This is a genomic window from Streptomyces sp. DSM 106670 (genome assembly GCF_055792845.1).
Map to the genome: position 1 here is coordinate 3,235,004 of NZ_CM147704.1, position 23,381 is coordinate 3,258,384.

Genomic DNA, 23,381 nt, shown 5'->3' on the forward strand with positions numbered 1-23,381 from the left:
AGTGACATGAACCAAGAAGTCATCCGCACCCAACACACGCCCACCGAACGCGCGTTCACCGTCCTGCTGTCCCCCACCCGTCGAGGGGCCCGGCTCGCCCGGTTGCTCACCGCAGCCCATCTCGGCGCGTGGGGTCTCCCGTCGGAGGCAGAGGCGGCGGCGCACATCGTCGCCGAGCTGGCGGCCAACGCCACCGTCCACGGCCGCGTGAAGGGCCGGGACTTCCAACTCACCCTCACTGTCAGCGCAAACAGGCTGCGGATCGAAGTCACGGACACCCGCGGTGACAGCCTCCCGCCCGGCCCCGGAGCTGTGAAGCCGCCCGAGGACGACACGGAGTCCGGGCGTGGTCTGCTCATCGTCGAGGCGTTGGCCGACCACTGGGGCGTGACGCCCGGCCCCGTTCCCCGCAAGACGGTGTGGGCGGAAATCGAGCTCGTACGGTAGCCGCCGTCACCGCGTCGCGCTCCGCCGTGATCCGGTGCGGTCCTCGTAGACCCCACCGGATCTCGCGCCGGCGCGACCCACTGCGGCGCGACATCAACTACTAAAGAACCAAGAGAAAGAACCCCACCCGACCCCACCCCCGGTGGCCACCTGACGGACCCCAGAGGCTCTCGGAGCTACGTCACTCACATGGGTGACAAATCCCAACTCGGCTCGCTTTTGGCCCGGTTGCCGGGCATATGCTCACGCCAGACCGCATCACACACTTCGGCCCCCGGCCGGGACTGCAATCCCGATCGAGGGCCTAGCCACCAAGGAAGTCGGACCTTCCCGATGGATACCCAGCAGAATACTGCCCTCACCCGCGCCCTGGCGGAGGTTCCCGGACCTCTTCCCACCTCCGGCGTGATCCACATCGCGATCCCACACACCGACCGCTTCACCGTCGTCGGCAACCACCTCGCCCAGCACCCCGACCTCAGCTGCACCGCCGTCGGCATCGCCGTACGCATCCAGTCGCTCCCCCAGGGCACCGAAGTCAGCATCAAGGCGCTCGCCGCCCGCTGCAAGGAAGGCCAGAAGCGCATCGCCGCCGCCCTGCGCGAACTCGAAGCCCACGGCTACCTGCAACGCTTCCGCGACCGGCTGCCCGGCAAGAAGGTCATCACCCGCACCGTCTTCTGCAACCAGCCCGCCGCGCTGGTGCACCCCCGTCGCCCGGCGGCGGAGTTACGTCCCCGGCTCGCCGCGCCGGTACCCGTACGCGTACCGGCGGCCGCTCCCGCACAAGCCCCCGCGCCGGAGGCGGCCGCCGTGACCCCGCCCGTACCGCTGCCGTCGCCCGTGCCGGAGACGGCACCCGCGCCCATGCCCATGTCCGTACCGCCCTCGCCTGCCCCGCTCTTCGTGCCGCGTGTACCGCCCCCGACCGCACCCAAGGCGTCTCGCCGGCCCCTCCCCCGGCCCAGCGAACTCACCCCGGAGCACGAACGCGCGGCCACCGCGCTCCTCAGCGATCTGCACCGCCACGCACCCCGGTTCACCCTGTCCGAGGACGACGTCCACCGGCTGGTTCCCGGAGTGGCGGCCTGGCTCGAACGCGCAGCCCGTCCGGACACCATCCGCCGTGCCCTCACCGACGACCCGCCCCACCCCCTCAAGCACCCGGCCAAGCTGCTCGCCCACCGGCTCACGGCGCTGCTCCCGCCCGCGCCACCCGGCATCGACGACCTCGCGGCGCTGGCTCGCCCCCGCGTCACCGTCACGCCCTTCCAGACCTGCGACGACTGCGACCGGGCCTTCCGCTCCCCCACCCCCGGCCACTGCCGCGACTGCCGCGAAGTCCGTGCAGAACACGAAGAACACGCAGAACACGCACAGGCCGCCGCCGCCTGACCGGCCGCGCGCCGAGGTCACCGATGGTTGCCCAGTGCCTCCGCCATCACCACGGCGGACGGGGCGAGCCGGGTCTCGCCGTCCTCGATGTCCCAGAGGGCGTTCTGCAGCAGCCGCCCCAGCGTCCAGCCGGCGGCCCGGGCGCGGTCCAGGCCGAGGGCTTCGGTGAGCAGGTCGAACCGGCGTCGCACCACGCGCAGCGGCTCGCCCTGCGCGACGACGACGTCGTCCCACCGGCTGTCCAGGGCGGGCCACAGGTCGAACCCCGGGTCGCCGGCGAGCGGTTCGGGGTCGATGGCGAGCCACGGCTCACGCTGCGCGGCAAGAACGTTGTCGTAGTGGAGATCCCAGTGCAGCAACCGGTCTCCGGGGTCGTCGGCCAGTTCGGCGACGGCCGACGCCCAGCCCCGCAGGAGGTGCCGGTCGGCCGGGTCGGTCAGCTGAGCGATCGCCTGCGGGGCCTGCTCCAGCATCGCTGCGGCCACGTCGCCGAGGCCGCGCAGTCCCTGCGGCGCGGGGACCGCGACCAGCCGCGCGTGCAGTCCGGCGAGGATGCCCATCGCCGCGTCGTCATCGTCGACGGAGGCCAGGGTGCGGGATCCGTCGAGCCGTTCCAGAAGCATGCTGCTGCTCGCGGGGTCGTGATCGAGCAGCCGGACCGTTCCGTCGCCGTTCCAGGTACGGAGCCCGATCAGCGCGGCGGCGGTCTCCTCCCTGGGCATCTGGAGTTTGAGAACCGCGCGCGTGCCGTCGTGGCGCAGTACCGGCACCACCAAGGAGGCCTGGCCGGACCGGACCGCACCGTCCCGCCGCAGCTGCCAGCGTCCCAGTATGTCCGTGGCCAGGGAGGGCAGTTCGGCGATCCAGGCTCTCCCTTCCTCGCCGAAGCCCGTGGCGTACGACGCCATCAGGCGCTGCGGGACCTCGTCGGCGGCCAACGCGTCGGGAACGTTCACCGGTTCAGCTCCCGGTCCTAGTGGTCGGCCGTCGCGTCCCAGTCGCGGCGGAGGAGGCCGAAGACCCAGGAGTCGGAGACGTCGCCGTTGACGACGCAGTCCTCGCGGAGCGTGCCTTCGCGGACGAAGCCGAGCTTCTCCAGGACCCGGGCGGACCCCACGTTGCGGGTGTCGGTCTCGGCCTGTACGCGGTTCAGGTCCAGAGTGTCGTACGCCCACCGCAGGACGGCGTGCGCGGTCTCCGTGGCGTAGCCGTTGCCCCATGCGGTGGCGTCGAGGACGTAGCAGAGGGACGCGCTGCGGAAGTCAGGGTTCCAACTGAACAGGCCGCACCAGCCGATGAACGAGCCGTCGGAGACGCGGTCGACGGCCATCCGCGCTCCCGAGCCTTCCTCCTCGATCCTCCGGCAGGTCGCGAGGAAGCGCTGGGCGCGGGCCGGTTCGGTCCATGGCGGGGAGTCCCAGTAGCGCAGTACGTGGGCGTTGCTCTGCAGGGCGTAGAGCGGTTCGGCGTCGGCGTCGGTGAACGGCCGCAGCCGCAGGCGCGCGGTGTGCAGTTCGGGCGTGGGCAGCGTCATGCGGAGCATCCTGCCGAGTGACGCCCGACCCTGCCATCCATTTGTCCGGCGGTGTCGGGCATCACGGACGGCCACCCCAGCTTCAGCTGGGTCTCCGCGCCGCGACTACCATCCCGGCCCATGACCACCACGACCGACGCCCGGACCGGCGAAGACGCGTACGAGGTCGACACCGACCCGGACCGCATCGACCTCGATCGCGTACACCACTGGCTCTCCACCGACGCCTTCTGGGCGCTCGGCCGCAGCCGGGACCTCGTCGAGCGGTCCCTGCGCGGATCGCTCAACTTCGGTGTGTACGACGGCGGGGGGACGCAGGTCGCCTACGCCCGGGTCGTCACGGACCTTGCCACCTTCGCCTGGCTCTGCGACGTCTACGTGGACCCCGCGCACCGCGGCCGGGGCCTCGGCGTACTCCTGGCGACCGCCGTGCGCGACCACCTCGCCCCGTACGAACTCAAGCGGATCCTCCTCGCCACGCTCGACGCCCACGAGTTGTACGCGAAGGTCGGGTTCGTCCCGGTGTCCGACCCGAAGATGCTGATGATCCTGAGCCCGACGACCTGACCGGCCCTTACTCCGTGACACCACGCCCGGCGGCGGAAGCCGCCCCGGCGACCGTCCACAGGGCCGTGCCCCACAGGCTGAGAGCGGAGACGAGGCCCACGGTCAGGCGAACCGTGCTGTCCGGGCCGTCCGCCAGCCATACGGCCAGGCCCGCCGATCCGGCCGCGACCAGCAGTGCCGCGGGCACCCGGAGCCGGGGCTGCTCGAACACCGCGGCGAGCGGGAGGAAGTGCGCCCCGACGACCAGCGCGACCAGCGGGGGAATCAGCACCGGCGCCCCGGCGCGCGAGCACACCACCGCGATGGCGACGATCAGCAGCCACTGGAGACCGTTGATCCGGTTGAACCACCGTCGCCGGTCGGCGGGGAACGGCCCTCCGGCCGAAGCGGGAAGGAAACGGCGCGCGGCGAGCATCAGCCCCACCGTGACCGCACAGCCGGCCACCACCTCGACCAGCCGGACCGTGCCGCCGAACGCGCTCGTGGCCAGCAGCCACCAGCCGAGTCCGAACAACGCGAGGAATCCCACCCCTGACTTGAACATGAGCGGGAGCCTAGGTGAGGAACCGGCCATTCCCCCGGGCGTTCGCGCGCTTGTGCCGTCGGTCTACCTTGTCGGGGTGTCGTCCCTCACTGTCACCGCCTCTTCGCACTCATCGGCGTCCGCCGCCGTCGTCTACGCGGCGCTCCTGCACGCGGAGTCCTGGCCGCTGTGGTCCGCCTACGCCGACGTCGAGTGGGACGTGCCTGCGGGAATCGACCGACCGGCCCGCGTGGGCGACCGGCGCACCATCCGTTCCCTCACCGGACGGGTGTACTGCCACGAGCGCGTCGTGGAGATGGTTCCCGACCAGCGGTTCGGCTACGAACAGGCCTCGGGGCTGTTCACCTCTCATCGCGGGTCCGTGGACCTGGCCCGAGACCCGCGCGGCGGCACCGACATCACCTGGTCGGCGACCTACCGGCGCACCCTCCCCCGCCTGCAGACGCTCAGGAGTCGGCGTCTGCAGGTCTGGGTCGACGATCTCGCGTCCTACGCCGACTCGATCGTGAGCCGTAACTCGTAGGTCCTCCGGGCTCACCGGACGAGTTGACGTCCTACCGCAGCTCCGCCACCACCTCCCCGTCCTCCTCCACCCCCGTCGGCCGGAAGCCGAGCGCGGTGTACAGGTGGGCGGCGGCCTCGTTCTCCGGGGCGTACGAGAGGCGTACGGCGGTGCTGTCCTCGCGGGCGGAGAGCCAGGCCGCCAGGGTGCGTACGGCGGCGCCGCCGATGCCCGTGCCCTGGTGGGCGGCGTCGATCAGCATGCCGCCGATCCAGTACGAGCCGTCCTCCTCGTCCCGGGCCCACATGATGTGGCCGGTCACCCGGTCGCCGGCCAGGACCGCCAGCGAGGTCCAGGCGTCCTCCCGGCTGCTCAGTACCAGGTAGCGGGCGGCCAGGGCCGGGACCCAGTCGCGCTGGTCGTCGCGGGGCGCGCTGTCGGCGACCGCCCGCCAGTTGTCCGCGTCCACCTCGTGGAGGGTGACGGGGCGGCCGGTCCTGTCGGTGTGTCCGTGGTCGATCATCCGCGCAGGGTAGGTCGCCCCCGCGGTACGCGGCCACGGAATTACGGCTGCGCCATCGCCTGCCGGAAGCCGGTGTTCACCGCGAGGATCCCGCCGTCCACGCGCAGCGTCGTCCCGGTGATCCAGGCCGCGTCGGTGGAGGCGAGGAAGGCGACGGCGGACGCGATGTCCTCGGGGGTGCCGACCCGGCCGAGCGGGTAGAGGGCCGCCGCCCGGGCCAACTCCGCGTCGCGGCCCGCCCAGGCGTCGGTGCGGATCGTGCCGGGGGCGACCAGGTTGACGCGTACACCGCGCGGTCCCGCGTGGCCCGCGAGCGTACGGGTCAGGCTGGCCAGGCCCGCCTTGGCGGCGCTGTACGCGTGGCCGCCGAAGTCCTGTTCGCCGTTGACCGAGCCGATGGTGACGATCGCGCCCCGGCCCGAGGCCACCAGGTGCGGCAGCGCGGCGCGGGCGCAGCGGAACGGGCCGGAGAGGGTGATGTCCAGGTCGCGTTCCCAGGTCGCGTCCGACTCGTCCTCGAAGAGCGGCTCGTCCTGGCCCGCCGCGTACGCGTTGTTGACCAGGACGTCCAGGCCGCCGAAGGTCTCCACCGCGTACGCCACCGCCGCCTCGACCGCCGCCCGGTCGGCCACGTCGCAGACGAGGGACGCGGCGCTGCCGCCCGCCTCGCGGATCGCCGCCGCCGTGTGGGCGGCGCGCTTGGCGTCCAGGTCGGTGACGAGGACGGAGGCCCCTTCCGCCGCCAGGCGACGGGCCGTTGCCGCGCCTATGCCCTGGCCGGCGGCGGTGATCAGAACGCTGTAGCCGTCGAACCGGGCTGATGTCCGCTCGTGTCTCATAGCGCCGACCGTACTGCCCTGACCAGTGCCTGGGCACGGGGGTCGGCGGTGACTCCCTTCTGGAGGCCGTTGGTCACATAGCCGAGCGCGATGCCCGATTCCGGGTCGGCGAAGCCGAGGGAGCCGCCGCGTCCCGGGTGGCCGAAGGAGCCGGGGCCCAGCAGCGGAGAGGCCGGGCCGTGCAGCATGTAGCCGAGGCCGAACCGGGTGTTGACGACCAGGACGCGGTCCGGGCCCGCCGACTCCTCGGTGCGGGCCAGGGTGAGCGTCGCGGGGGCGAACAGCCGGCGGTGGCCGTCGACCGGGCCGATCATCGCGGCGTAGCAGCGGGCCAGGCCCCGGGCGGTCGCGATGCCGCCCGACGCGGGGAGTTCGGCCGCGCGGTAGGCGGGGTCGTTCTCGTCGGGGAACGGGTCGATCGCGGCGAAGGCCCGGCGGGTGAGCGACTCCGGGTCGTTGTACGCCTCGACGACGGAGCGTTTGGGGCGTACGCGCAGGGCGCCCGACGCCCCGGCCGCGGCCGGGGGTTCCACGGGGCCGATGCGTCCGATGCGGTGGGCCTCGTCGGCGGGGAGCCCGAACCAGAAGTCGAGGCCGAGCGGGCGGGCGATCTCCTCGGCGATCCAGCGGCCGATGGTACGGCCGGTGGCGCGGCGGACCAGTTCGCCGATCAGCCAGCTGTAGGTCTGGGCGTGGTAGCCGTGGTCGGTGCCGGGCTCCCACTGCGGGCGCTGGGCGGCGACGGCGGCGGGCCCGGAGACCCCGTCGGCGGCCTGGGCGGGGGTGAGGGCGGTGTCCAGGGCGGGCACCCCGGCCCGGTGGGCGAGGAGGTCGCGGACGAGGACGCGTTCCTTGCCGTTCGTCTTGAACTCCGGCCAGTAGGTGGAGACCGGGGCGTCCAGGTCGACCTGTCCGCGCTGGTGGAGGAGGAGCGGGACGGCGGCGGCGATGCCCTTGCCGGCCGAGCGGACGATCTGGACGGTGTCGACGGCCCACGGTTCGGTGCCGTCGACGTCCCTCGTACCGGCCCACAGGTCGACGACCTTGCGCCCGTGGCGGTAGACGGCGACGGCCGCGCCGCGTTCCCCGCGCTGCTCGAAGTTGCGGACGAACGCGTCCGCGACCGGTTCGAATCCGGGCGCCACCGTGCCCCGTACGTCCACGGCGCCGGCCAGGGCCCCGGACGCGTTCACGGCCCCGGCCCTGGACGCGTTCACGGCCTCCGCCTCGTCCGTGCCCGCTCCCGCTCTCGCCTCCGTGGCCGGTTCCGGTTCCGCTTCCGCGCCCGTCGTGCTCACTCCCGCGCTCCCGCTCATCCCTCCATGGTGCACGTCCCGGCGGGGTGTTCGCGGAGCGGGTCGCCGTGACCACCGCACTGTCACGATCTGTTTACGGCGATGGAACGGTGACCGAACGCGGGTCGAAGCCGAACGGCAGCTCCAGCCGGTGGGAGCGCATCAGCTCCTCGTCGCAGAGGAGGTTCTGCGTACGGTCGTCGGCGGCGATGACGCCCTCGCTGAGGATGACGGCGCGCGGGCAGAGCTCCAGGGCGTACGGCAGGTCGTGGGTGACCATCAGCACGGTGACGTCCAAGGAGCGCAGGATGTCGGCCAGTTCGCGGCGGGAGGCCGGGTCCAGGTTGGACGAGGGTTCGTCCAGGACGAGGATCTCCGGCTCCATGGCGAGGACGGTGGCGACGGCGACGCGGCGGCGCTGCCCGAAGGAGAGGTGGTGCGGCGGCCGGTCGGCGAACTCCGCCATGCCGACCTGCTTCAGCGCGTGCAGCACCCGCTCCTCCAGCTCCGGGCCGCGCAGCCCGGCGGAGGCCGGCCCGAAGGCGACGTCCTCGCGGACGGTGGGCATGAACAGCTGGTCGTCGGGGTCCTGGAAGACGATGCCGACCCGGCGGCGGATCTCGGCGAGATTCCGTTTGGCGACCGGGAGTCCGGCGACGCGCACCGTGCCCGAGCCGGCGTCGAGGATGCCGTTGAGGTGCAGGACGAGGGTGGTCTTGCCCGCTCCGTTGGGGCCGAGGAGCGCGACGCGTTCGCCGCGTCCGACGGTCAGGTTCACCCCGAAGAGGGCCTGGTGGCCGTCGGGGTAGGCGTAGGCGAGGCCGCTGACTTCGAGCGACGGGGCGGTCGGCGGGGTGTCCGGCGAGGCGTCTTCCAGGGCAGGGGTCACAGGGTCCATCCCAGCAGACAGATCGCGAGCGCGAGTACGGGGAGCGTCGCCGCGTACGCCCATTGGGTCCGGTCCGCCGTCACCTCGTCGATCACCGGCATCGTGCCCGTGTATCCCCGGCTCACCATGGCGAGGTGGACGCGTTCGCCGCGTTCGTAGGACCGGATGAACAGGGCGCCCGCCGAGGCCGCGAGCACCCGCCACTGCCGTACGCCGCGCGCCTCGAAGCCCCGGGAGCGGCGGGCGATCGCCATGCGCCGCATCTCGTCGGTGACGACGTCCCCGTACCGGATCATGAACGAGGCGATCTGGACGAGCAGCGGCGGCAGTTTGAGGCGCTGGAGGCCGAGCAGGACGGCGCGCAGTTCGGTGGTGGAGGCCAGGAGCACCGAGGCGGCGACGCCGAGGGTGGCCTTGGCCAGCACGTTCCAGGCGCCCCAGAGGCCGGGGACGCTGACGGTGAGGCCGAGCACGGTCGTCTGCTCGCCCGGCACCACGAACGGCATGAGCAGGGCGAACGCGACGAACGGCACCTCGACGACGAGCCGCTTCAGCAGGAAGCCGGCGGGTATGCGGGCCACGGCGGCGACGGCGGCGAGCAGCGCCGCGTACAGCCCGAAGGCCCACATCGCCTCGCGCGGGGTCGAGACGACCACGAGCACGAAGCAGAAGACGGCCGCGAGTTTGCAGTGCGGCGGCAGGTCGTGGACCGGCGAGTGTCCCTGCCGGTAGAGCTTGTGGGCGTGGCCCGCACCCATGTCAGACGTTCTCGTGGTCGCGGTCGTGGGGCGCTGTGCCGGGCTCTTCCCTGCGGCGGCGCACCACCCAGAACACCCCGGTGCCGACGACGACGGTCGCGCTGACGCCGATCACCCCGGCGAGGCCGCCGGAGAGCCGGGCGTCGGCGATGTCGCCGACGCCGTAGTCGGCGAGCGGGGAGTCGGCCGCGCCGTGCTCCTCGGCCTTCTCGTCGATGCCCTGGTCGGCGGCGACCTTCTCCAGGCCGTCCGGGTTGGCGGAGGCGTAGAAGGAGACGACCCCGGCGAGCAGGAAGGCCGAGACGAGGCCGGTGATCCAGAACCCGCGGTTGGAGCGGGCTGCGGCGGGCTCGGGCTCGCGGGTGGCGGCCGGGGCGTCGACCAGTTCGCCGTCGATCCGGAGCTTGAGGGGGGCGGCGAGTCCGCTGACGCCGTGCACGAGGTCGGGGCGCACGGCCAGGACCGCGCCCACGGTCAGCGCGGTGATGACCGCCTCGCCGATGCCGATCAGGACGTGTACGCCGACCATGGCGGTGAAGACCTTGCCGATCGGGATGTCGGTGGTGCCGCCGATCCAGTAGAGGAGCGTGAAGGCGGCGGCCGCGGCCGGTACGGAGACCAGGGCGGCGACGAAGGCGGAGGCGGTGGCCGACCGCCGGGTGCGCGGGAGCACCCCGGTCAGCAGCCGGAACAGGCCGTACGCGACGACGACGGTGACGACGCCCATGACGGTGATGTTGACGCCGAGGGCGGTGAGGCCGCCGTCGGCGAAGAAGATGCCCTGCATCAGCAGCACCACCGCGACGCAGAGCACCCCGGTGTAGGGCCCGACGAGGATCGCGGCCAGCGCCCCTCCCATGAGGTGCCCGCTGGTACCGGCCGCGACGGGGAAGTTCAGCATCTGTACGGCGAAGATGAAGGCGGCGACGAGCCCGGCGAGCGGGGCGGTGCGCTCGTCCAGTTCGCGGCGCGCGCCGCGCAGGCTGACGGCCACCGCGCCGGCGGCCACCACCCCGGCGGCCACGGAGACAGGTGCATCGATGAATCCATCGGGTACATGCATGGGAGGCTCCGCTTCCTGCGGGGTCCACGCGGTCGCCGCGCCCGTGCGGACGCGGTCCTGCGGGGCGGGGTCATGAACCCATCAATAATAGTGCCCTCCTGCGAACCATGCGCAAGAGCAGCAGTCCAGCATCTGGGCCGCGTGTGCCCCTGGGGCTCACCCGCTGTCACGTGAGCACACGCTCACCGTGCCGCTTCCGTGAAATATGGGACATTAGAGGGCAGAGCTATACATATAGGAGGAGCCGGCCTATGTCCCCTGTCGTCGAAGTACATGCTCGGGCCCGGCTCATCACCGATGGCCCTCTGACCCGTCCGGTCCCCGTGGATCTGCGCTACGACCCGGCCGACGAACGGCGAACCGTCCACATCGGGCTGCCCGACGGCGTCGACTGGGCGTTCGGCCTCGACCTCCTGGAACGCGGCCTGCGCACCCCGATCGAGCGCGGCGCCGTCCGCGTCTGGCCGTGCGGCCGTACGCAGCTGATCGTGGAGCTGCACTCGACCGATGGCGTCGAGGTGTTCCAGTTCGAGATCCGGACGCTGATGCGCTTCCTCGCCCGCGCCCGCGCGCAGGCGTCGGCCGCGCCGAAGGACGGCGGCCGGGAGCCGCAGCCGCCGTCACGTACGACCACAACCACCACCACCCGCCCGGAGCGAGGCGCGCAGCCGGCCCGCGGCTGAGCCCTCGGGCCCCCGAGAAACACGGAAAGCCCCCGTGCCGTCTCGGCACGGGGGCTTTCGCTGTGCCCCGGTCCCCGTCCCCACAGGTAACCGGCGCTTCCGGGGCCGCGCTCCGCTCAGACGCGGCTCCCGGAGCCGGGGTGCTCAGGAGCGCGGACGGCTCAGGAGCTCGAAGGGCTCGCAGGTCTCACGAACCTCGCAGGCCTCACGGCGATCGGGTCAGACGCGGACGAGCTCGCGCTCACCCTCGCCGCCGCCGTCACCGGACCCCTGACCGGAGCCGGGCTCGTCGGTCAGCTGCTTCTGCAGCTTCTCGCCCTCCACGTCCACGTTGGGCAGCGCCCGGTCCAGCCAGCCCGGCAGCCACCAGGCCTTCCTGCCCAGCAGAGCCAGGACGGCGGGCACGATCGCCATGCGCACCACGAAGGCGTCGAAGAAGACGGCGATGGCGAGCGAGAAGCCGATCATCTTGATCATCTGCTCGCTGGAGCCGATGAAGCCGGAGAAGACCGCCATCATGATCACGGCCGCCGCCGTGACGACGCGCGCCCCGTGCTTGAAGCCGGTCACGATGGCCTGGCCCGGGCTCTCGCCGTGGACGTACGCCTCACGCATCCGGGTGACGAGGAAGACCTCGTAGTCCATCGCCAGACCGAAGACCACACCGACCATGAAGATCGGCATCATGCTCATGATCGGACCGGTCTGCTCGACGCCGAAGAGCGAGCCGAGCCAGCCCCACTGGAAGACCGCGACGACCGCGCCGAGCGCCGCGACCACCGAGAGCAGGAAGCCCAGGGCCGCCTTCAGCGGGACGAGGATCGAGCGGAAGACCAGCATCAGCAGCAGGAACGCGAGGCCGACGACGAGCGCCAGGTAGGGCAGCAGCGCGTCGTTCATCTTCTGCGAGAAGTCGATGTTCATCGCGGTGGCGCCGGTGACCAGGACCTCGGCCCCGGTGTCGGCCTTGATGTCCTGGCCCGCGTCACGGATGTCGTGGACGACCTCCTCCGTGGCGTGGGAGGACGGCCGGTCCTTCGGGATGACCGTGATCGTCGCGGTGTCACCGGCCTTGTTGAAGACGGGCGGGATGACGGCGCTGACGCCGAGCGCCTCGATCTCCTCGGCGACCCGGTCGGCGGCGGCCTTCCCGTCGGAGCTGTTCTTCGTGTCGACGACGGTCAGCAGCGGACCGTTGAACCCGGGGCCGAAGCCGTCCGAGAGCATGTCGTACGCCTGGCGCTGCGTGGTCGACTTCGGCTGGGCGCCGTCGTCGGGCAGGCCCATCTCCAGCGAGGCGGCCGGTACGGCGATGATGCCGAGGCCGAGGACGCCGACGAGCATCACCCAGACCGGCTTGCGCAGCACGAACCGCGCCCAGCGGGTACCCATGTTCGGCTTGGCCTCGGGGCTCTTCTCCGCCTCGGCGGCCTTGCGCGCCTTGCGTCCCATGATCCGCTTGCCCGCGAAGCCGAGGGCGGCCGGGACGAGGGTGAGCGCGATGAGGACGGCGATGGCGACCGTACCGGCGGCGGCGAGGCCCATCTTCGTCAGCATCGGGATGTTGACGACGGCGAGGCCGGCCAGCGCGATGACCACGGTCAGGCCCGCGAAGACGACCGCGGATCCGGCGGTGCCCACGGCCCGTCCGGCGGCCTCCTCGCGCTCCCGGCCCTCCGCCAGCTCGGCGCGGTAGCGGGAGACGATGAAGAGGGCGTAGTCGATGCCGACCGCGAGGCCGATCATCATGGCGAGGATCGAGGTGGTGGAGCCCAGGTCCATCACGCTGGCCAGCGCGGTGATCGTGGAGACCCCGATCCCGACCCCGACGAGGGCGGTCACCAGCGGCAGACCCGCCGCGATCAGCGAACCGAAGGTGATGACGAGGACGACGGCGGCGATGGCGACGCCGATGATCTCGGCGGTCCCGGTGTGCGGCATGACCTGGAGGGCGTCGCCGCCGATCTCCACCTTCATGCCGCTGCTCTGCGCCTCCTTGCCCACGTCCTCCAGGGAGTCCCGGGTCGCGTCGGTCAGCTCCATGGAGTTGACCTTGTAGGAGACCGAGATGTACGCCGTCGAACCGTCCTGGCTCACGGCCTGCTGCTGGAACGGGTCGGCGACCGCGGCGATCTGGTCCGAGCCGGACTGCAGCTCCTTGACGATGCCGCTGATCTCGCGCTTGTTCCCGGCGTCGGTCACCTTCTCGCCCTCGGGCGCCTGGAAGACGACCCGGGCGGTCGCGCCGTCGGCGCTGCCGCCGGGGTTGCGCTCTTCCAGGAGGTCGAAGGCGCGCTGCGCCTCCGTACCGGGGATCGAGAAGGAACTGGAGGTGGCGGTGGACGCGGTGGCCGCACCGAATCCGGCGACCGCCAGCAACGCCACCCAGATCAGGGCGACGAAGCCGCGGCGGCGGAAGGTGAGCCGTCCGAGCTTGTAGAGGAAAGTGGCCACGGGGGCGTACTCCCGGTCAGGTCGTATGAGTGGAAATCGGGCGTGAGGAACCAGCCCGACGACGAGAGCGGCGTGTCAGGTGGAGCGTCGGGGAGAGGGCCGTGCGGGTGGGTCGGGGACGTCAGACACCGAGGGCGGGGAGAACCACGGAGTCCACGTAATCCATGAGGAACGCCTGGTCGACCGGGCGGTCCTCGATCAGTTGCCGGGCGGCCAGCGCGCCGACCACCATGTGCGGGATGTATTTCAGCGCCGGATTGTCCGAACGCAGCTCACCCCGGTCCACCGCCCGTTGCAGCATCTGGTCGAACCCGGTCATCTCCGGTTCGATCAGCAGCTCGCGCAGGGCCTGGAGCAGCTCGGGGTACTCATGGACGGCATGGCTCAGACCCCGCATCAGCGCGGCGTCCTTCTCCATCTGGCAGTCGTCGGTCCGGCTCAGCACGGCCTGGAAGTCGCCGCGCAGCGAGCCGGTGTCGATGTCCGACAGGTCACCCGGCTTGTTGTGCCGGAGCGCCCTCGCGACCAGCTCGGGCTTGGAGCCCCACTGGCGGTAGAGGGTGGCCTTGCTGGACCGGGTGCGGGCGGCGATGGCGTCCATGGTCAGGGCGTCGTAGCCGACCTCGCGGAGCAGGTCGAGAACGGCCTCGTAGAGCTCGCCCTCACGCTCGGGGGTCAGCCTGGTGCGTGCCATGTGCCGACCTCCTTCGCTTCACCTGTCCGGTGTCCCGCTCGTGCTCATGCAGTCCCGCTCGGCATCGAACGAAACTGTTTCGTACACCTGAACCGTACCCCCATCGCCCAGCGAAACGAAATCGTTTCGCTTGTGTCGTGCACCACAAGTTGCCCCGGGCTCCGCGCACCGAAAACATTGGGGGGTGAGTGACGACGTCGCGTATCTCCGTTTCCCGCACCTCCACCAGGACTTGCTGTGCTTCGCGGCCGAGGACGACCTCTGGGTCGCACCCCTCGCCCCCGCCGGGCACCGCCCGGGACGGGCCTGGCGGGTGACCGTCGACCGGACCCGGGTCAGCCATCCGCGCTTCTCGCCCGACGGCGCCTCCATCGCCTACACGACCTGGCGCACGCTGGACCCCGAGATCCACCTCGCCCCGGTGGACGGCGGGCCGGCCCGCCGGCTCACCCACTGGGGCTCGACGGACGCCCGGGTCTGCGGCTGGAGCCCCGATCCGGGCGAGGCCTGCCAGATCCTCGCCGTGTCCTCGCACAACCAGCCGTTCTCCTACTTCTCCTGGGCCTACAGCGTCCCCACCGACGGCAGCCCCGGCGGCCGGCTCCCCTGGGGCCCGGTCTCCGACATCGCGGTCGCCGACATCGACGGCGAGCGCCGCACCCTGCTCCTCACCGGCACACCCCCGCACGAACCGGCCGCCTGGAAGCGCTACCGGGGCGGGGCCATGGGCCGCCTGTGGCTGCACGGCGAACGCCTGCTCCCGGACATCGACGGCCACCTCGCCAACCCGATGTTCGTCGGCCGCCGCATCGCGTTCCTCTCCGACCACGAGGGTGTCGGCAACCTCTACTCCTGCCTGATGGACGGCACCGACCTGCGCCGCCACACCGACCACGACGCCTTCTACGCCCGTAACGCCTCCAGCGACGGCCACCGGGTGATCTACCAGTGCGCCGGCGACCTCTGGCTGGTCGAGGACCTGGAGGCGCCCGACGCCACCCCGCGCAAGCTGGAGGTACGCCTCGGAGGCCCGCGCACCGGCCGGCGCGTCCACCAGGTGCCCGCCGCCAGCAACGTCGACTCGCTCTCCGTCGACGAGACGGGCCGGGCCAGCGCCGTCACCGTACGCGGCAGCCTCTACTGGCTCACCCACCGCGACGGCCCCGCCCGCACCATCGCCGACACCCCGGGCGTACGGGTGCGGCTGCCGGAGATGCTCGGCAGCGGCGGACAGGTCGCGTACGTCACCGACGCGGACGGGCCGGACGCGGTCGAGATCGCCTATCTGCCGCGCGCCAGCGGCGACCGGCCGCCGCGCAGGCTGGCCACCGGGCAGCTGGGCCGGGTGCAGGAGATGATCTCCGACCCGGAGGGCGAACGCCTCGCCATCGCGTCGAACGACGGCCGCCTGCTGCTCCTGGACACGGCGGAGCCCGAGGCGGAGCCCGCAGAGCCCTCGGAAGCCGTGGAGAAGGCCCCCAGCGGCTCGACCCGCGCCGACCTCCACTCGGCCACGGGCGCGGCGACCCCGGACAGCGCCGCACCGGTCGACGAGCACCCGGGTCTCACCGAGCTGATCCGCTCCGTCAACGGCCCGGTCCGCGATCTCGCCTTCTCCCCCGACGGCGACTGGCTGACCTGGTCGCACCCGGGCGTCGGCCGCTCGCTGCGGCAGATCAAACTGGCCCGGATCTCCGGCCCCGGCGCCCCGGTGATCGTCGATGTCACCAACGGCCGCTTCGAGGACGAGAACCCGGTCTTCACGGAGGACGGCCGCTACCTCGCCTTCCTCTCCTGGCGAGGCTTCGACCCGGTGTACGACGTCCACACCGGCGACCTGTCCTTCCCGCTCGGCTGCCGCCCGTATCTGGTCCCGCTCTCCTCGGCGACGCCCTCGCCCTTCGCGCTCTCGCCGGACGGGCGCCCGGCGGCGGGCGGCCTGGACCCGATAGACGTTCCGGAAGCAGGAGGTACGGGCGAGGGCTCCACGGTCATGGTGGAGTTCGAGGGCCTGGAGAGCCGGGTGACGCCGTTCCCGGTCTCCGCCTCCAAGTACTCGGCGCTCGCCCCCGTGAGCGGCGGCGGCCTGGTCTGGCTGCGCTGGCCGATCTCGGGCGCGCTGGGCGAGACCTTCGCGAACCCGGCCGACATGTCGGGGCGGCCGACCCTGGAGCACTTCAACATCGCGAAGGCCCGGAAGGCCGAACTGGTCGACCACCTGGACTGGTTCGCGGTCAGCGGCGACTGCTCACGCCTGGTCGTGATGGACGACGGCGAACTCCGCGCCGTACCGGCCACGGAACCGGGCGACACCGACTCCACGGTCTATCTGGACCTGCGCCGCATCCTGCACGAGGTCGACCCGGGGGCGGAGTGGCGGCAGGCGTACGGCGAGGCGGGCCGGATCATCCGCTCCTACTTCTGGGAGCCGGACATGTGCGGCATCGACTGGGACGGCGTCCTGGACCAGTACCGCCCGCTCGTCCAACGGGTCGCCTCGCCCGACGAGTTCGCGGATCTGCTGCGTGAGGTGCTGGGCGAGCTGGGCACCTCGCACGCGTACGTCTCCCCCGCCCGCCGCAACGAGGGCCCGCCGCACTACCAGCGCGCGATCGGCCTGCTCGGCGCCAACCTGGTCTGCCGGGACGGCGCCTGGGTGCTCCAGCGCATCCTGCCCGGCGACTCCTCGGACTCCAAGGCCCGCTCCCCGCTGGCCGGTACGGGCATCCGCGAGGGCGCGGTCCTGACCCACGTCGACGGCCGCCCGGTGGACCCGGTGACGGGCCCGTACCCCTTGCTGACGGCGGCAGGCGGCACCACCGTCGAGCTGACCTTCTCCCCGGCGGGCGGCGGCCCCTCCCGCCGGGTGGCGATCATGCCGCTGGTCGACGAACGCCCGCTCCGCTACCAGGACTGGGTGGCCAAACGCCGTGACGTCGTACGGGAGTTGAGCGGCGGCAAGTGCGGCTACCTGCACATCCCGGACATGGGAGGCTCCGGCTGGGCCCAGTTCAACCGCGACCTGCGCCTGGAGGTCTCCCGCCCGGCCCTGATCGTGGACGTCCGGGGCAACGCGGGCGGCCACATCAGCGAACTGGTCGTGGAGAAGCTCACCCGCAAGATCCTCGGCTGGGACCTCACCCGCAACGCCCAGGCGGTGAGCTACGCCTCCAACGCACCGCGCGGCCCGGTCGTCGCCCTGGCCGACGAGGCGACGTCCTCCGACGGCGACATGATCACCGCCGCGTTCCGCCTGCTGAAACTGGGCCCGGTGGTGGGCCAGCGCACCTGGGGCGGCGTGGTCGGCATGACCGGCCGCCACCGGCTGGGCGACGGCACGGTGATCACGGTCCCGATGAACGCGGCCTGGTTCGACACCTACGGCTGGTCGGTGGAGAACCACGGCGTCGAACCGGACGTGGAGGCCCTGCGCACCCCCCTGGACTGGGCGGAGGGCCGCTACGCGGTCCTGGACGACGCGGTCCGCCTGGCCCTGGACCTCCTGGCCGCCCACCCGGCGGCGACCCCACCGTCGTACGACACGGCCCCGAACCTGAGGAGGCCACCGCTGCCACCGCGGAACGCTTGAGGGCGGCGCCGGCGATCTCCAGCCCGCCCGGCGATTGAGGGCATCCTCCAGCCCGTCCGGCGCTTGAGGACAAAGAAGGAGGCGCCCCCGGTCGCCCGGGTGCGCCTCCTGACGTAACGCGTACGCACGCGCGAACCGCAGCGCGTACGCGTCACACCTCAACGACCGTCAACGGTCAAAACGCTCGCGCGCCTGGTCCGCCGCGTCCTGGGCACGGTCCTTCATGCCCGAGGAGGAGTCCGACTTCTGGTCGCGGGCCTGCTGGCCGCGCTCCTTGGCCTGGTCCTTGCCCTGGCCGGCCTTCTGCTTGGCCTGGTCGGCGAGCTCCTGCGCCTTGTCCTTGAACTGGTCTGCGATACCCATGCTGTTCACTCCTGTGGGATGCGTGGGGTACGTGGGGGATGGCCCCCTGCGGGGCCGTGCCCAGCGTTACACGACCCGACATCTCACGCATTTCGGACCGCTACCCACCGTCACCCACGGTCCGCGCGCTCCGCTCGTGCGTCCTGGTCCGCCGCTCCCCCGGCGCCCACCAAGCCCTTGGAGACCGTGTGGAGGCGCGGCTCGAAGCGCCGCATCTCGCGCTGTCCGCCGACCGCGATGACGGAGGGCAGATAGCCGCGGACCGACTGCATGCCGCGCAGCCACCACTGGGCGTACACGTGGGGGGAGCGCCGCGCGATGCCGTCGACGATGCGGTCGACGGCCGGGCCGAGCGGGTACGTGCGGTTCATCGGCCACGGCAGCCGCTGGCGCAGCTCGCGCATCACGTCGTCCTGGTCCGCGCCGCGCACCATGTCGGTGTCGGTCCAGGAGAGATAGCCGACGCCGACCTTGACGCCCTTGTAGCCGACCTCGGCGCGCAGGCTGTGCGCGAAGGCCTCGACGCCCGACTTGGACGCGCAGTACGCGGTCATCATCGGGGCCGGGGTGATCGCGGCCAGCGACGCTATCTGGAGGAAGTAGCCGCGGCTCTCCATCAGCACCGGCAGGAAGGCCCGGCCGGTGACCGCGCCGCCGATGAGGTTGACCTCGATGACCCGCCGCCAGGCGTCCGGGTCGGAGTCGACGAACGGGCCGCCCGAGGCGACGCCCGCGTTGGCGACGACCACGTCGACCTTGCCGAAGCGTTCCTTCACCTCGTGTGCCACCTGGGACATCGCCGCGTGGTCGGTGACGTCGGCGAACCAGTGGTCGCTCTCGCCGTGCAGCCGCTCGGAGACCTGCTTCAGCTCGTCCGCCTCCAGCCCGACCAGGGCGAGCGTCGCTCCGCGCGCGGAGAGCTTGCGGGCCAGCAGCTCGCCCACGCCCCGGGCCGCGCCGGTGACGACGACGACCTGGCCCTCCAGATTCCGCCTGCTGCTCATGCGACATCCTCCCTCTCCGCCGTAGCGGCCGTGCCCGTGGCGGCCGCCCCCGTGGCGACGTACCGGGTGACCAGCTCCCTGATCTTCGCCGTGACGGCCTCCGGGGCCTCCACCGGCGTCATGTGCCCCATGCCGGCCAGCTCGGTCAGGCCGAGGCCGACCGGCAGCGCGGCGGCGATGGTCCGGGCGTGGACCGGCGGGGTCAGCCGGTCGTCCGTGCCGGCGATCACCGCGGTCGGCACCCGCAGCTCGCGTACGCCCGTCGCGAGGTCCAGTTCGGCGAGCACATGGCCCCACTCCACCCGCGCGCGGCGCGGGCAGGCGTGCACGATGCGGGCGCAGGCGTCGACCCGGTCCGGAGCCGAACCCCGGCCCATCGTCGCGTACTTGAGGATCTTCTTCGAGACCGGGGTGACCGGGCCGAGCGGCGCCTTCGCGCCCAGTACGGCGGTGGTGAGCCGGGTGCGCAGCGCGCCCGCGCGCAGCGGCAGGACGCGCGCCTCGGCGGTCAGCCGCGTACTGCCGGTGGAACAGAGCAGAACGGCGGCGGCGTGCTCGCGCAGCCCGGGGCGGGCGGCGGCGGCCATCAGCGTCATCCCGCCCATGGAGTGCCCGGCGAGCACCGCCTTGCGGCCCGGGGCGAGCGTCCCGGCGAGGACCGCTTCGAGGTCGTCGGCCAGCGCGTTCGTGCTGTAGCCGCCGGGGCCCGGTTCGGGGGTGAGCCCGTGGCCGCGCTGGTCGTAGGCGATGACCCGGTGGTCGGCGGCCAGTTCGCGTATCTGGGCGTCCCAGAAGCGGGTGTTGCAGGTCCAGCCGTGGGCGAGGACGACGGCGGGCGCGTCCTCGGGGCCGTGCAGTTCGACGTGTATCCGCGAGCCGTCGGCCGACCGTACGGTCAACTCGGCGGCGGGCACCGGAGGTACGGCGTCGCGGTGCAGGAGGCGGCTCATCGCGTGGCCTCCTCGGCGACGGGACCGGATTCCGGCGCGGCGGCGGTCACGGCCTCACGGTCGGTGCGGCCGGGCTGTTCGGGTACGCGCCCGGATCCGGCGGCCCGCTGTGCTCCGCCCGCCGTGCCGGCCCGGATGACGTCGTACTCCGCGAGGTCCACCGAACGCGTCTGCCGCCGGAACTCACCCGTCGTGCCCGGCCAGACCGTGGTGTTGCGGCCCGACTCGTCCAGGTACCAGCTGGTGCAGCCGCCGGTGTTCCACACCGTGCGCTTCATCCGCTGCTGGACCTTGTCGTTCCACGCGGTGACGGAGGCGGACCGGGCGCCGAGCGCGGCGCGGCCGCCGAGGACGTTCAACTGCCGCAGATAGTCGGCCATGTAGTTCAGCTGGGACTCGATCATCAGGATCATCGAGGAGTTCCCGAGGCCCGTGTTGGGGCCGATGATCGTCATCCAGTTGGGGAACCCGGCGGCGGTCGCGCCGCGCAGCGAGTTCATCCCGTCCTTCCAGGACTCGGCGAGCGTGATGCCCTCCTCGCCGACGACCCGCTCCGCGATCGGCATGTCCGTCACATGGAAGCCGGTGCCGAAGATGATCGCGTCGACCTCCGCCTCGGTGCCGTCGGCGGCGACCACCGTGTTGCCGCGTATCTCGCTGAGACCGGAGGCGACCACGTCCACATTGGGCTGGGCGAGCGCCGGGTAGTACGTGCTGGAGAGCAGGATCCGCTTGCAGCCGATGCGGTAGTCCGGGGTCAGCTTGGCCCGCAGGTCCGGGTCCTTGATCGCCCGCGCCATGTTGGACTTGGCTATCTTCTCCACCAGGCCCAGCTGGTCGGGGTGCTTGGTGAAGGCGCTGACCTGCAACTCCCTTATGCCCCACAGCAGTCCGCGGCGCGCGGTGCCGGTGACGGGGACCGCCCGGTGGAGGGCGCGCTCGGCCTTGCTGATGGTGCGGTCCATCCGCGGCATGACCCAGGGCGGGGTGCGCTGGAAGAGCGTGAGCTTCGCGGTCCTCGGCTGTATCGCCGGGACGATCTGGATGGCGGAGGCGCCGGTTCCGACCATCGCGACGCGCTTGCCGGCCAGGTCGTAGTCGTGGTCCCAGCGCGCGGAGTGGAAGACCTTGCCGGGGAAGGAGTCGAGCCCGGGTATGTCCGGCATCTTGGGGTCGGAGAGCGGCCCGGTGGCGGAGATGACGACATCCGCGTGGAGCACCGACCCGTTGGCGGACTCGATCACCCAGTACAGGTTCTCCTTGTCCCAGCTCATCAGCTTCACCTCGTGGTTCAGCCGAATGTGCGGGCGGATCCCGAAGGTGTCGGCGACGCGCTCCAGGTAGGCGCGGATGTGCTCCTGCCCGGAGAAGGTGCGCGGCCAGTCGGGGTTGGGGGCGAAGGAGAAGGAGTAGAGGTGGGACGGTACGTCGCAGGCGCAGCCGGGATAGCTGTTGTCGCGCCAGGTGCCGCCCACCGAGTCGGCCCGCTCCAGGACGACGAAATCGGTGATGCCTTCGCGGCGCAGCCGGACGGCGGCCCCCAGGCCCCCGAATCCGGTTCCGATCACCGCCACACGTACGTGTTCCTGCTGGGCCATGCTGCCGCCTCCCGCGGTACGTCACACGACTCTGCCAGCAATCACTGGCATTGTTCGGAGAGTAGAGCAGGACCGTACTGATGGGTAGGGGGCGGACCGAGGAAAGTTACCGGCGGTACAACATAGGGTGCCTCTGTGGCTGAAGGACGCGAGCACCGCGAATACCGTATGGAGGAGCTGGCCAAGGAGGCCGGCATCACCGTGCGGACCCTGCGTTTCTACCGGGAGCGCGGGCTGATCCCACCGCCTCGCCGCGAGGGCCGCATCGCCTGGTACGACGACCACCACCTGGCCCGGCTGCGGACCATCGCGGGCCTGCTGGAGCGCGGCCACACCCTCAACGGCATCGCCGACCTGGCCGCCACCTTCGAGAGCGGCCGCGATGTCGCCGAGGTGCTGGGCCTGGGCGAGCCGACCGAGGAGACCCCGGTCCGCCTGACCCCGGAACAGCTCGCGGACTACTTCGAGGGCGAGGTCACGCCGGAGAACCTCGCCACCGCGCTGGACCTGGGCTATCTCGCCACCGACGGGGACGAGATCGTGCACATCAGCCGCCGCCTCCTGGAGGTGTCGGCCGAGCTCGTACGGGAAGGGGTGCCGCTGTCCACGGTGCTCTCCTCGGGCCGCCGCGTCCGCGAGCACGCGGACGCGCTCGCCGAAATCTTCGTACGCGTACTGCATGCCCACGCCGCCGAGACCGAACCGGCCCAACTGCGGCCGCTGGCCCGCGCGGTGGTGGACGCGGAGCTGTCGATGGCCCTGGACCGGAGGCTGCGCCGCGAGGACGGCACACAGCCTCCGAAGGCGTAACGGCCCCCGTACCGCAGGGCCACCGCCCGTACCGCAGGGCCGGGGCGAGAGGCCCTACCGCTCGTAGACGACCGTCACCGGCGCATGGTCGCTCCAGCGCTCGCCGTGCGTGGCGGCCCGCTCGACCCAGGCCTTCACCGCGCGCCCGGCCAGCCCCGGGGTCGCCATCTGGTAGTCGATCCGCCAGCCGCTGTCGTTGTCGAAGGCCCGCCCCCGGTACGACCACCAGCTGTACGGCCCCTCGACGTCCGGGTGCAGCCGGCGCACGACGTCGACGTACGCCGCCTCCTCCAGGACGCGGGTCAGCCAGGCACGCTCCTCGGGGAGGAAGCCGGAGCTCTTGCGGTTGGCCTTCCAGTTCTTCAGGTCGGCCTCCTGGTGGGCGATGTTCCAGTCACCGCAGACCACGACCTCACGGCCGTCCGCCGCCGCCCGGCTCTTCAGACCCTGGAGGTAGGGCAGGAAGGCCGCCATGAAGCGCTCCTTCTCGTCCTGGCGCTCGGTGCCGACCTCGCCGGAGGGCAGATACAGGCTCGCGACGGTGACGCCGGGGAGGTCGATCTCCACATACCGGCCGCTCGTGTCGAACTCCTCGGCGCCGGGCACCCCGAAGCCGCCGAAGCCGATCTGGACCCGCTCGGGGGCCTGCCGCGAGTAGAGCGAGACGCCGGCGCGGCCCTTGGCGGCGGCGGGCGCGTGGACGGTGTGCCACCCTTCGGGGGTGCCCACCCCTTCGGGCAGCTGGACGAGCTCGGCCCGCACTTCCTGGAGGCAGATCACATCGGCGTCGGTCTCCGCCAGCCACTCGACGAAGCCCTTCTTGGCGGCGGCGCGGAGCCCATTAACATTCACGGAGGTCACTGTGAGCATCCCGAAACAG

The 23,381-nt window shown here is 72.0% G+C and carries 23 protein-coding genes; 7 read left to right on the top strand and 16 right to left on the bottom strand.

Annotated elements, in window-relative coordinates; translation table 11 throughout:
- Positions 1–6 precede the first annotated feature (6 nt).
- The gene (locus tag ACSMXR_RS14285) at positions 7–447 is read left to right on the top strand and encodes an ATP-binding protein (protein ID WP_381794896.1); all 441 of its coding nucleotides are present in this window, start codon (positions 7–9) and stop codon (positions 445–447) included.
- 333 nt (positions 448–780) lie between these two features.
- The gene (locus ACSMXR_RS14290; protein ID WP_473172017.1) at positions 781–1,842 is read left to right on the top strand and encodes a hypothetical protein; all 1,062 of its coding nucleotides are present in this window, start codon (positions 781–783) and stop codon (positions 1,840–1,842) included.
- 17 nt (positions 1,843–1,859) lie between these two features.
- Here ACSMXR_RS14290 and ACSMXR_RS14295 read toward each other — a convergent pair whose 3' ends face one another.
- Both ACSMXR_RS14295 and ACSMXR_RS14300 read right to left on the bottom strand, forming a co-directional pair.
- Positions 1,860–2,750 (bottom strand): aminoglycoside phosphotransferase family protein, encoded by an 891-nt coding sequence (locus ACSMXR_RS14295; protein ID WP_473172382.1) that lies wholly within the window; start codon positions 2,748–2,750, stop codon positions 1,860–1,862.
- 65 nt (positions 2,751–2,815) lie between these two features.
- Positions 2,816–3,376 (bottom strand): GNAT family N-acetyltransferase, encoded by a 561-nt coding sequence (locus ACSMXR_RS14300; RefSeq protein ID WP_473172018.1) that lies wholly within the window; start codon positions 3,374–3,376, stop codon positions 2,816–2,818.
- A 120-nt stretch (positions 3,377–3,496) separates the two neighbouring features.
- Here ACSMXR_RS14300 and ACSMXR_RS14305 point away from each other — a divergent pair, with 120 nt between their 5' ends.
- Positions 3,497–3,943, top strand: coding sequence for a GNAT family N-acetyltransferase (locus ACSMXR_RS14305; RefSeq protein ID WP_473172019.1), 447 nt, complete (start codon positions 3,497–3,499; stop codon positions 3,941–3,943).
- A gap of 7 nt (positions 3,944–3,950) precedes the next feature.
- On the opposite strand, the gene ACSMXR_RS14310 is transcribed toward ACSMXR_RS14305, so the two are convergent.
- Positions 3,951–4,487: a hypothetical protein gene (locus tag ACSMXR_RS14310; protein ID WP_381794904.1), complete on the bottom strand. Its 537-nt coding sequence runs from the start codon at positions 4,485–4,487 to the stop codon at positions 3,951–3,953.
- A gap of 76 nt (positions 4,488–4,563) precedes the next feature.
- On the opposite strand from ACSMXR_RS14310, the gene ACSMXR_RS14315 reads away from it, so the two are divergent.
- On the top strand, positions 4,564–5,010 hold the full coding sequence (locus ACSMXR_RS14315; protein WP_137234641.1) for an SRPBCC family protein: 447 nt from the start codon (positions 4,564–4,566) through the stop codon (positions 5,008–5,010).
- Between the two features lie 31 nt (positions 5,011–5,041).
- Here ACSMXR_RS14315 and ACSMXR_RS14320 read toward each other — a convergent pair whose 3' ends face one another.
- The 6 genes from ACSMXR_RS14320 to ACSMXR_RS14345 all read right to left on the bottom strand — a co-directional run bounded on the left by ACSMXR_RS14320 (position 5,042) and on the right by ACSMXR_RS14345 (position 10,356).
- Positions 5,042–5,512: a GNAT family N-acetyltransferase gene (locus tag ACSMXR_RS14320; protein WP_137234642.1), complete on the bottom strand. Its 471-nt coding sequence runs from the start codon at positions 5,510–5,512 to the stop codon at positions 5,042–5,044.
- Positions 5,513–5,553: 41 nt separating this feature from the next.
- Positions 5,554–6,351: an SDR family NAD(P)-dependent oxidoreductase gene (locus tag ACSMXR_RS14325; RefSeq protein ID WP_086779458.1), complete on the bottom strand. Its 798-nt coding sequence runs from the start codon at positions 6,349–6,351 to the stop codon at positions 5,554–5,556.
- Positions 6,348–7,514, bottom strand: a complete 1,167-nt coding sequence (locus tag ACSMXR_RS14330) for a serine hydrolase domain-containing protein (RefSeq protein WP_337963074.1) — start codon at positions 7,512–7,514, stop codon at positions 6,348–6,350. Before ACSMXR_RS14330 ends, ACSMXR_RS14325 begins: the two co-directional genes overlap by 4 nt.
- 226 nt (positions 7,515–7,740) lie before the next feature.
- A complete protein-coding gene (locus tag ACSMXR_RS14335; RefSeq protein WP_473172020.1) occupies positions 7,741–8,544 on the bottom strand; it encodes an energy-coupling factor ABC transporter ATP-binding protein in 804 nt (267 codons plus the stop codon).
- The gene (cbiQ, locus tag ACSMXR_RS14340) at positions 8,532–9,293 is read right to left on the bottom strand and encodes a cobalt ECF transporter T component CbiQ (RefSeq protein WP_137234644.1); all 762 of its coding nucleotides are present in this window, start codon (positions 9,291–9,293) and stop codon (positions 8,532–8,534) included. Before cbiQ ends, ACSMXR_RS14335 begins: the two co-directional genes overlap by 13 nt.
- Before the next feature lies 1 nt (position 9,294).
- Positions 9,295–10,356, bottom strand: a complete 1,062-nt coding sequence (locus tag ACSMXR_RS14345; RefSeq protein ID WP_218526087.1) for an energy-coupling factor ABC transporter permease — start codon at positions 10,354–10,356, stop codon at positions 9,295–9,297.
- A gap of 251 nt (positions 10,357–10,607) precedes the next feature.
- On the opposite strand from ACSMXR_RS14345, the gene ACSMXR_RS14350 reads away from it, so the two are divergent.
- Positions 10,608–11,039: an SsgA family sporulation/cell division regulator gene (locus ACSMXR_RS14350; RefSeq protein WP_137234646.1), complete on the top strand. Its 432-nt coding sequence runs from the start codon at positions 10,608–10,610 to the stop codon at positions 11,037–11,039.
- Between the two features lie 219 nt (positions 11,040–11,258).
- Here ACSMXR_RS14350 and ACSMXR_RS14355 read toward each other — a convergent pair whose 3' ends face one another.
- Together ACSMXR_RS14355 and ACSMXR_RS14360 are read right to left on the bottom strand one after the other, a co-directional pair.
- Positions 11,259–13,493 carry an MMPL family transporter gene (locus ACSMXR_RS14355; RefSeq protein ID WP_473172021.1) on the bottom strand — a complete coding sequence of 745 codons (2,235 nt, stop codon included), beginning with the start codon at positions 13,491–13,493 and terminating at the stop codon, positions 11,259–11,261.
- 121 nt (positions 13,494–13,614) lie between these two features.
- Positions 13,615–14,187 carry a TetR/AcrR family transcriptional regulator gene (locus tag ACSMXR_RS14360; RefSeq protein ID WP_137234648.1) on the bottom strand — a complete coding sequence of 191 codons (573 nt, stop codon included), beginning with the start codon at positions 14,185–14,187 and terminating at the stop codon, positions 13,615–13,617.
- Positions 14,188–14,371: 184 nt separating this feature from the next.
- Here ACSMXR_RS14360 and ACSMXR_RS14365 point away from each other — a divergent pair, with 184 nt between their 5' ends.
- Positions 14,372–17,776: a S41 family peptidase gene (locus ACSMXR_RS14365; protein ID WP_473172022.1), complete on the top strand. Its 3,405-nt coding sequence runs from the start codon at positions 14,372–14,374 to the stop codon at positions 17,774–17,776.
- 168 nt (positions 17,777–17,944) lie between these two features.
- Here ACSMXR_RS14365 and ACSMXR_RS14370 read toward each other — a convergent pair whose 3' ends face one another.
- From ACSMXR_RS14370 to ACSMXR_RS14385, 4 genes are all read right to left on the bottom strand, one after another.
- Positions 17,945–18,139 carry a hypothetical protein gene (locus ACSMXR_RS14370; protein WP_137234650.1) on the bottom strand — a complete coding sequence of 65 codons (195 nt, stop codon included), beginning with the start codon at positions 18,137–18,139 and terminating at the stop codon, positions 17,945–17,947.
- A 110-nt stretch (positions 18,140–18,249) separates the two neighbouring features.
- Entirely contained in the window at positions 18,250–19,143 is an 894-nt protein-coding gene (locus tag ACSMXR_RS14375; protein ID WP_473172023.1) for an SDR family oxidoreductase, read from the bottom strand.
- Positions 19,140–20,093 (bottom strand): alpha/beta fold hydrolase, encoded by a 954-nt coding sequence (locus tag ACSMXR_RS14380; RefSeq protein WP_137234652.1) that lies wholly within the window; start codon positions 20,091–20,093, stop codon positions 19,140–19,142. The genes ACSMXR_RS14375 and ACSMXR_RS14380 overlap by 4 nt, the downstream gene beginning before the upstream one ends.
- Positions 20,090–21,691, bottom strand: coding sequence for a flavin-containing monooxygenase (locus ACSMXR_RS14385; RefSeq protein WP_473172024.1), 1,602 nt, complete (start codon positions 21,689–21,691; stop codon positions 20,090–20,092). The genes ACSMXR_RS14380 and ACSMXR_RS14385 overlap by 4 nt, the downstream gene beginning before the upstream one ends.
- A 168-nt stretch (positions 21,692–21,859) precedes the next feature.
- On the opposite strand from ACSMXR_RS14385, the gene ACSMXR_RS14390 reads away from it, so the two are divergent.
- Complete coding sequence (locus ACSMXR_RS14390) at positions 21,860–22,501, top strand: MerR family transcriptional regulator (protein ID WP_030078478.1); 642 nt, start codon at positions 21,860–21,862, stop codon at positions 22,499–22,501.
- Positions 22,502–22,555: 54 nt separating this feature from the next.
- Here the strand turns inward: ACSMXR_RS14390 and ACSMXR_RS14395 are convergent, their stop codons facing one another.
- The gene (locus tag ACSMXR_RS14395; protein WP_473172025.1) at positions 22,556–23,371 is read right to left on the bottom strand and encodes an exodeoxyribonuclease III; all 816 of its coding nucleotides are present in this window, start codon (positions 23,369–23,371) and stop codon (positions 22,556–22,558) included.
- Positions 23,372–23,381 lie beyond the last annotated feature (10 nt).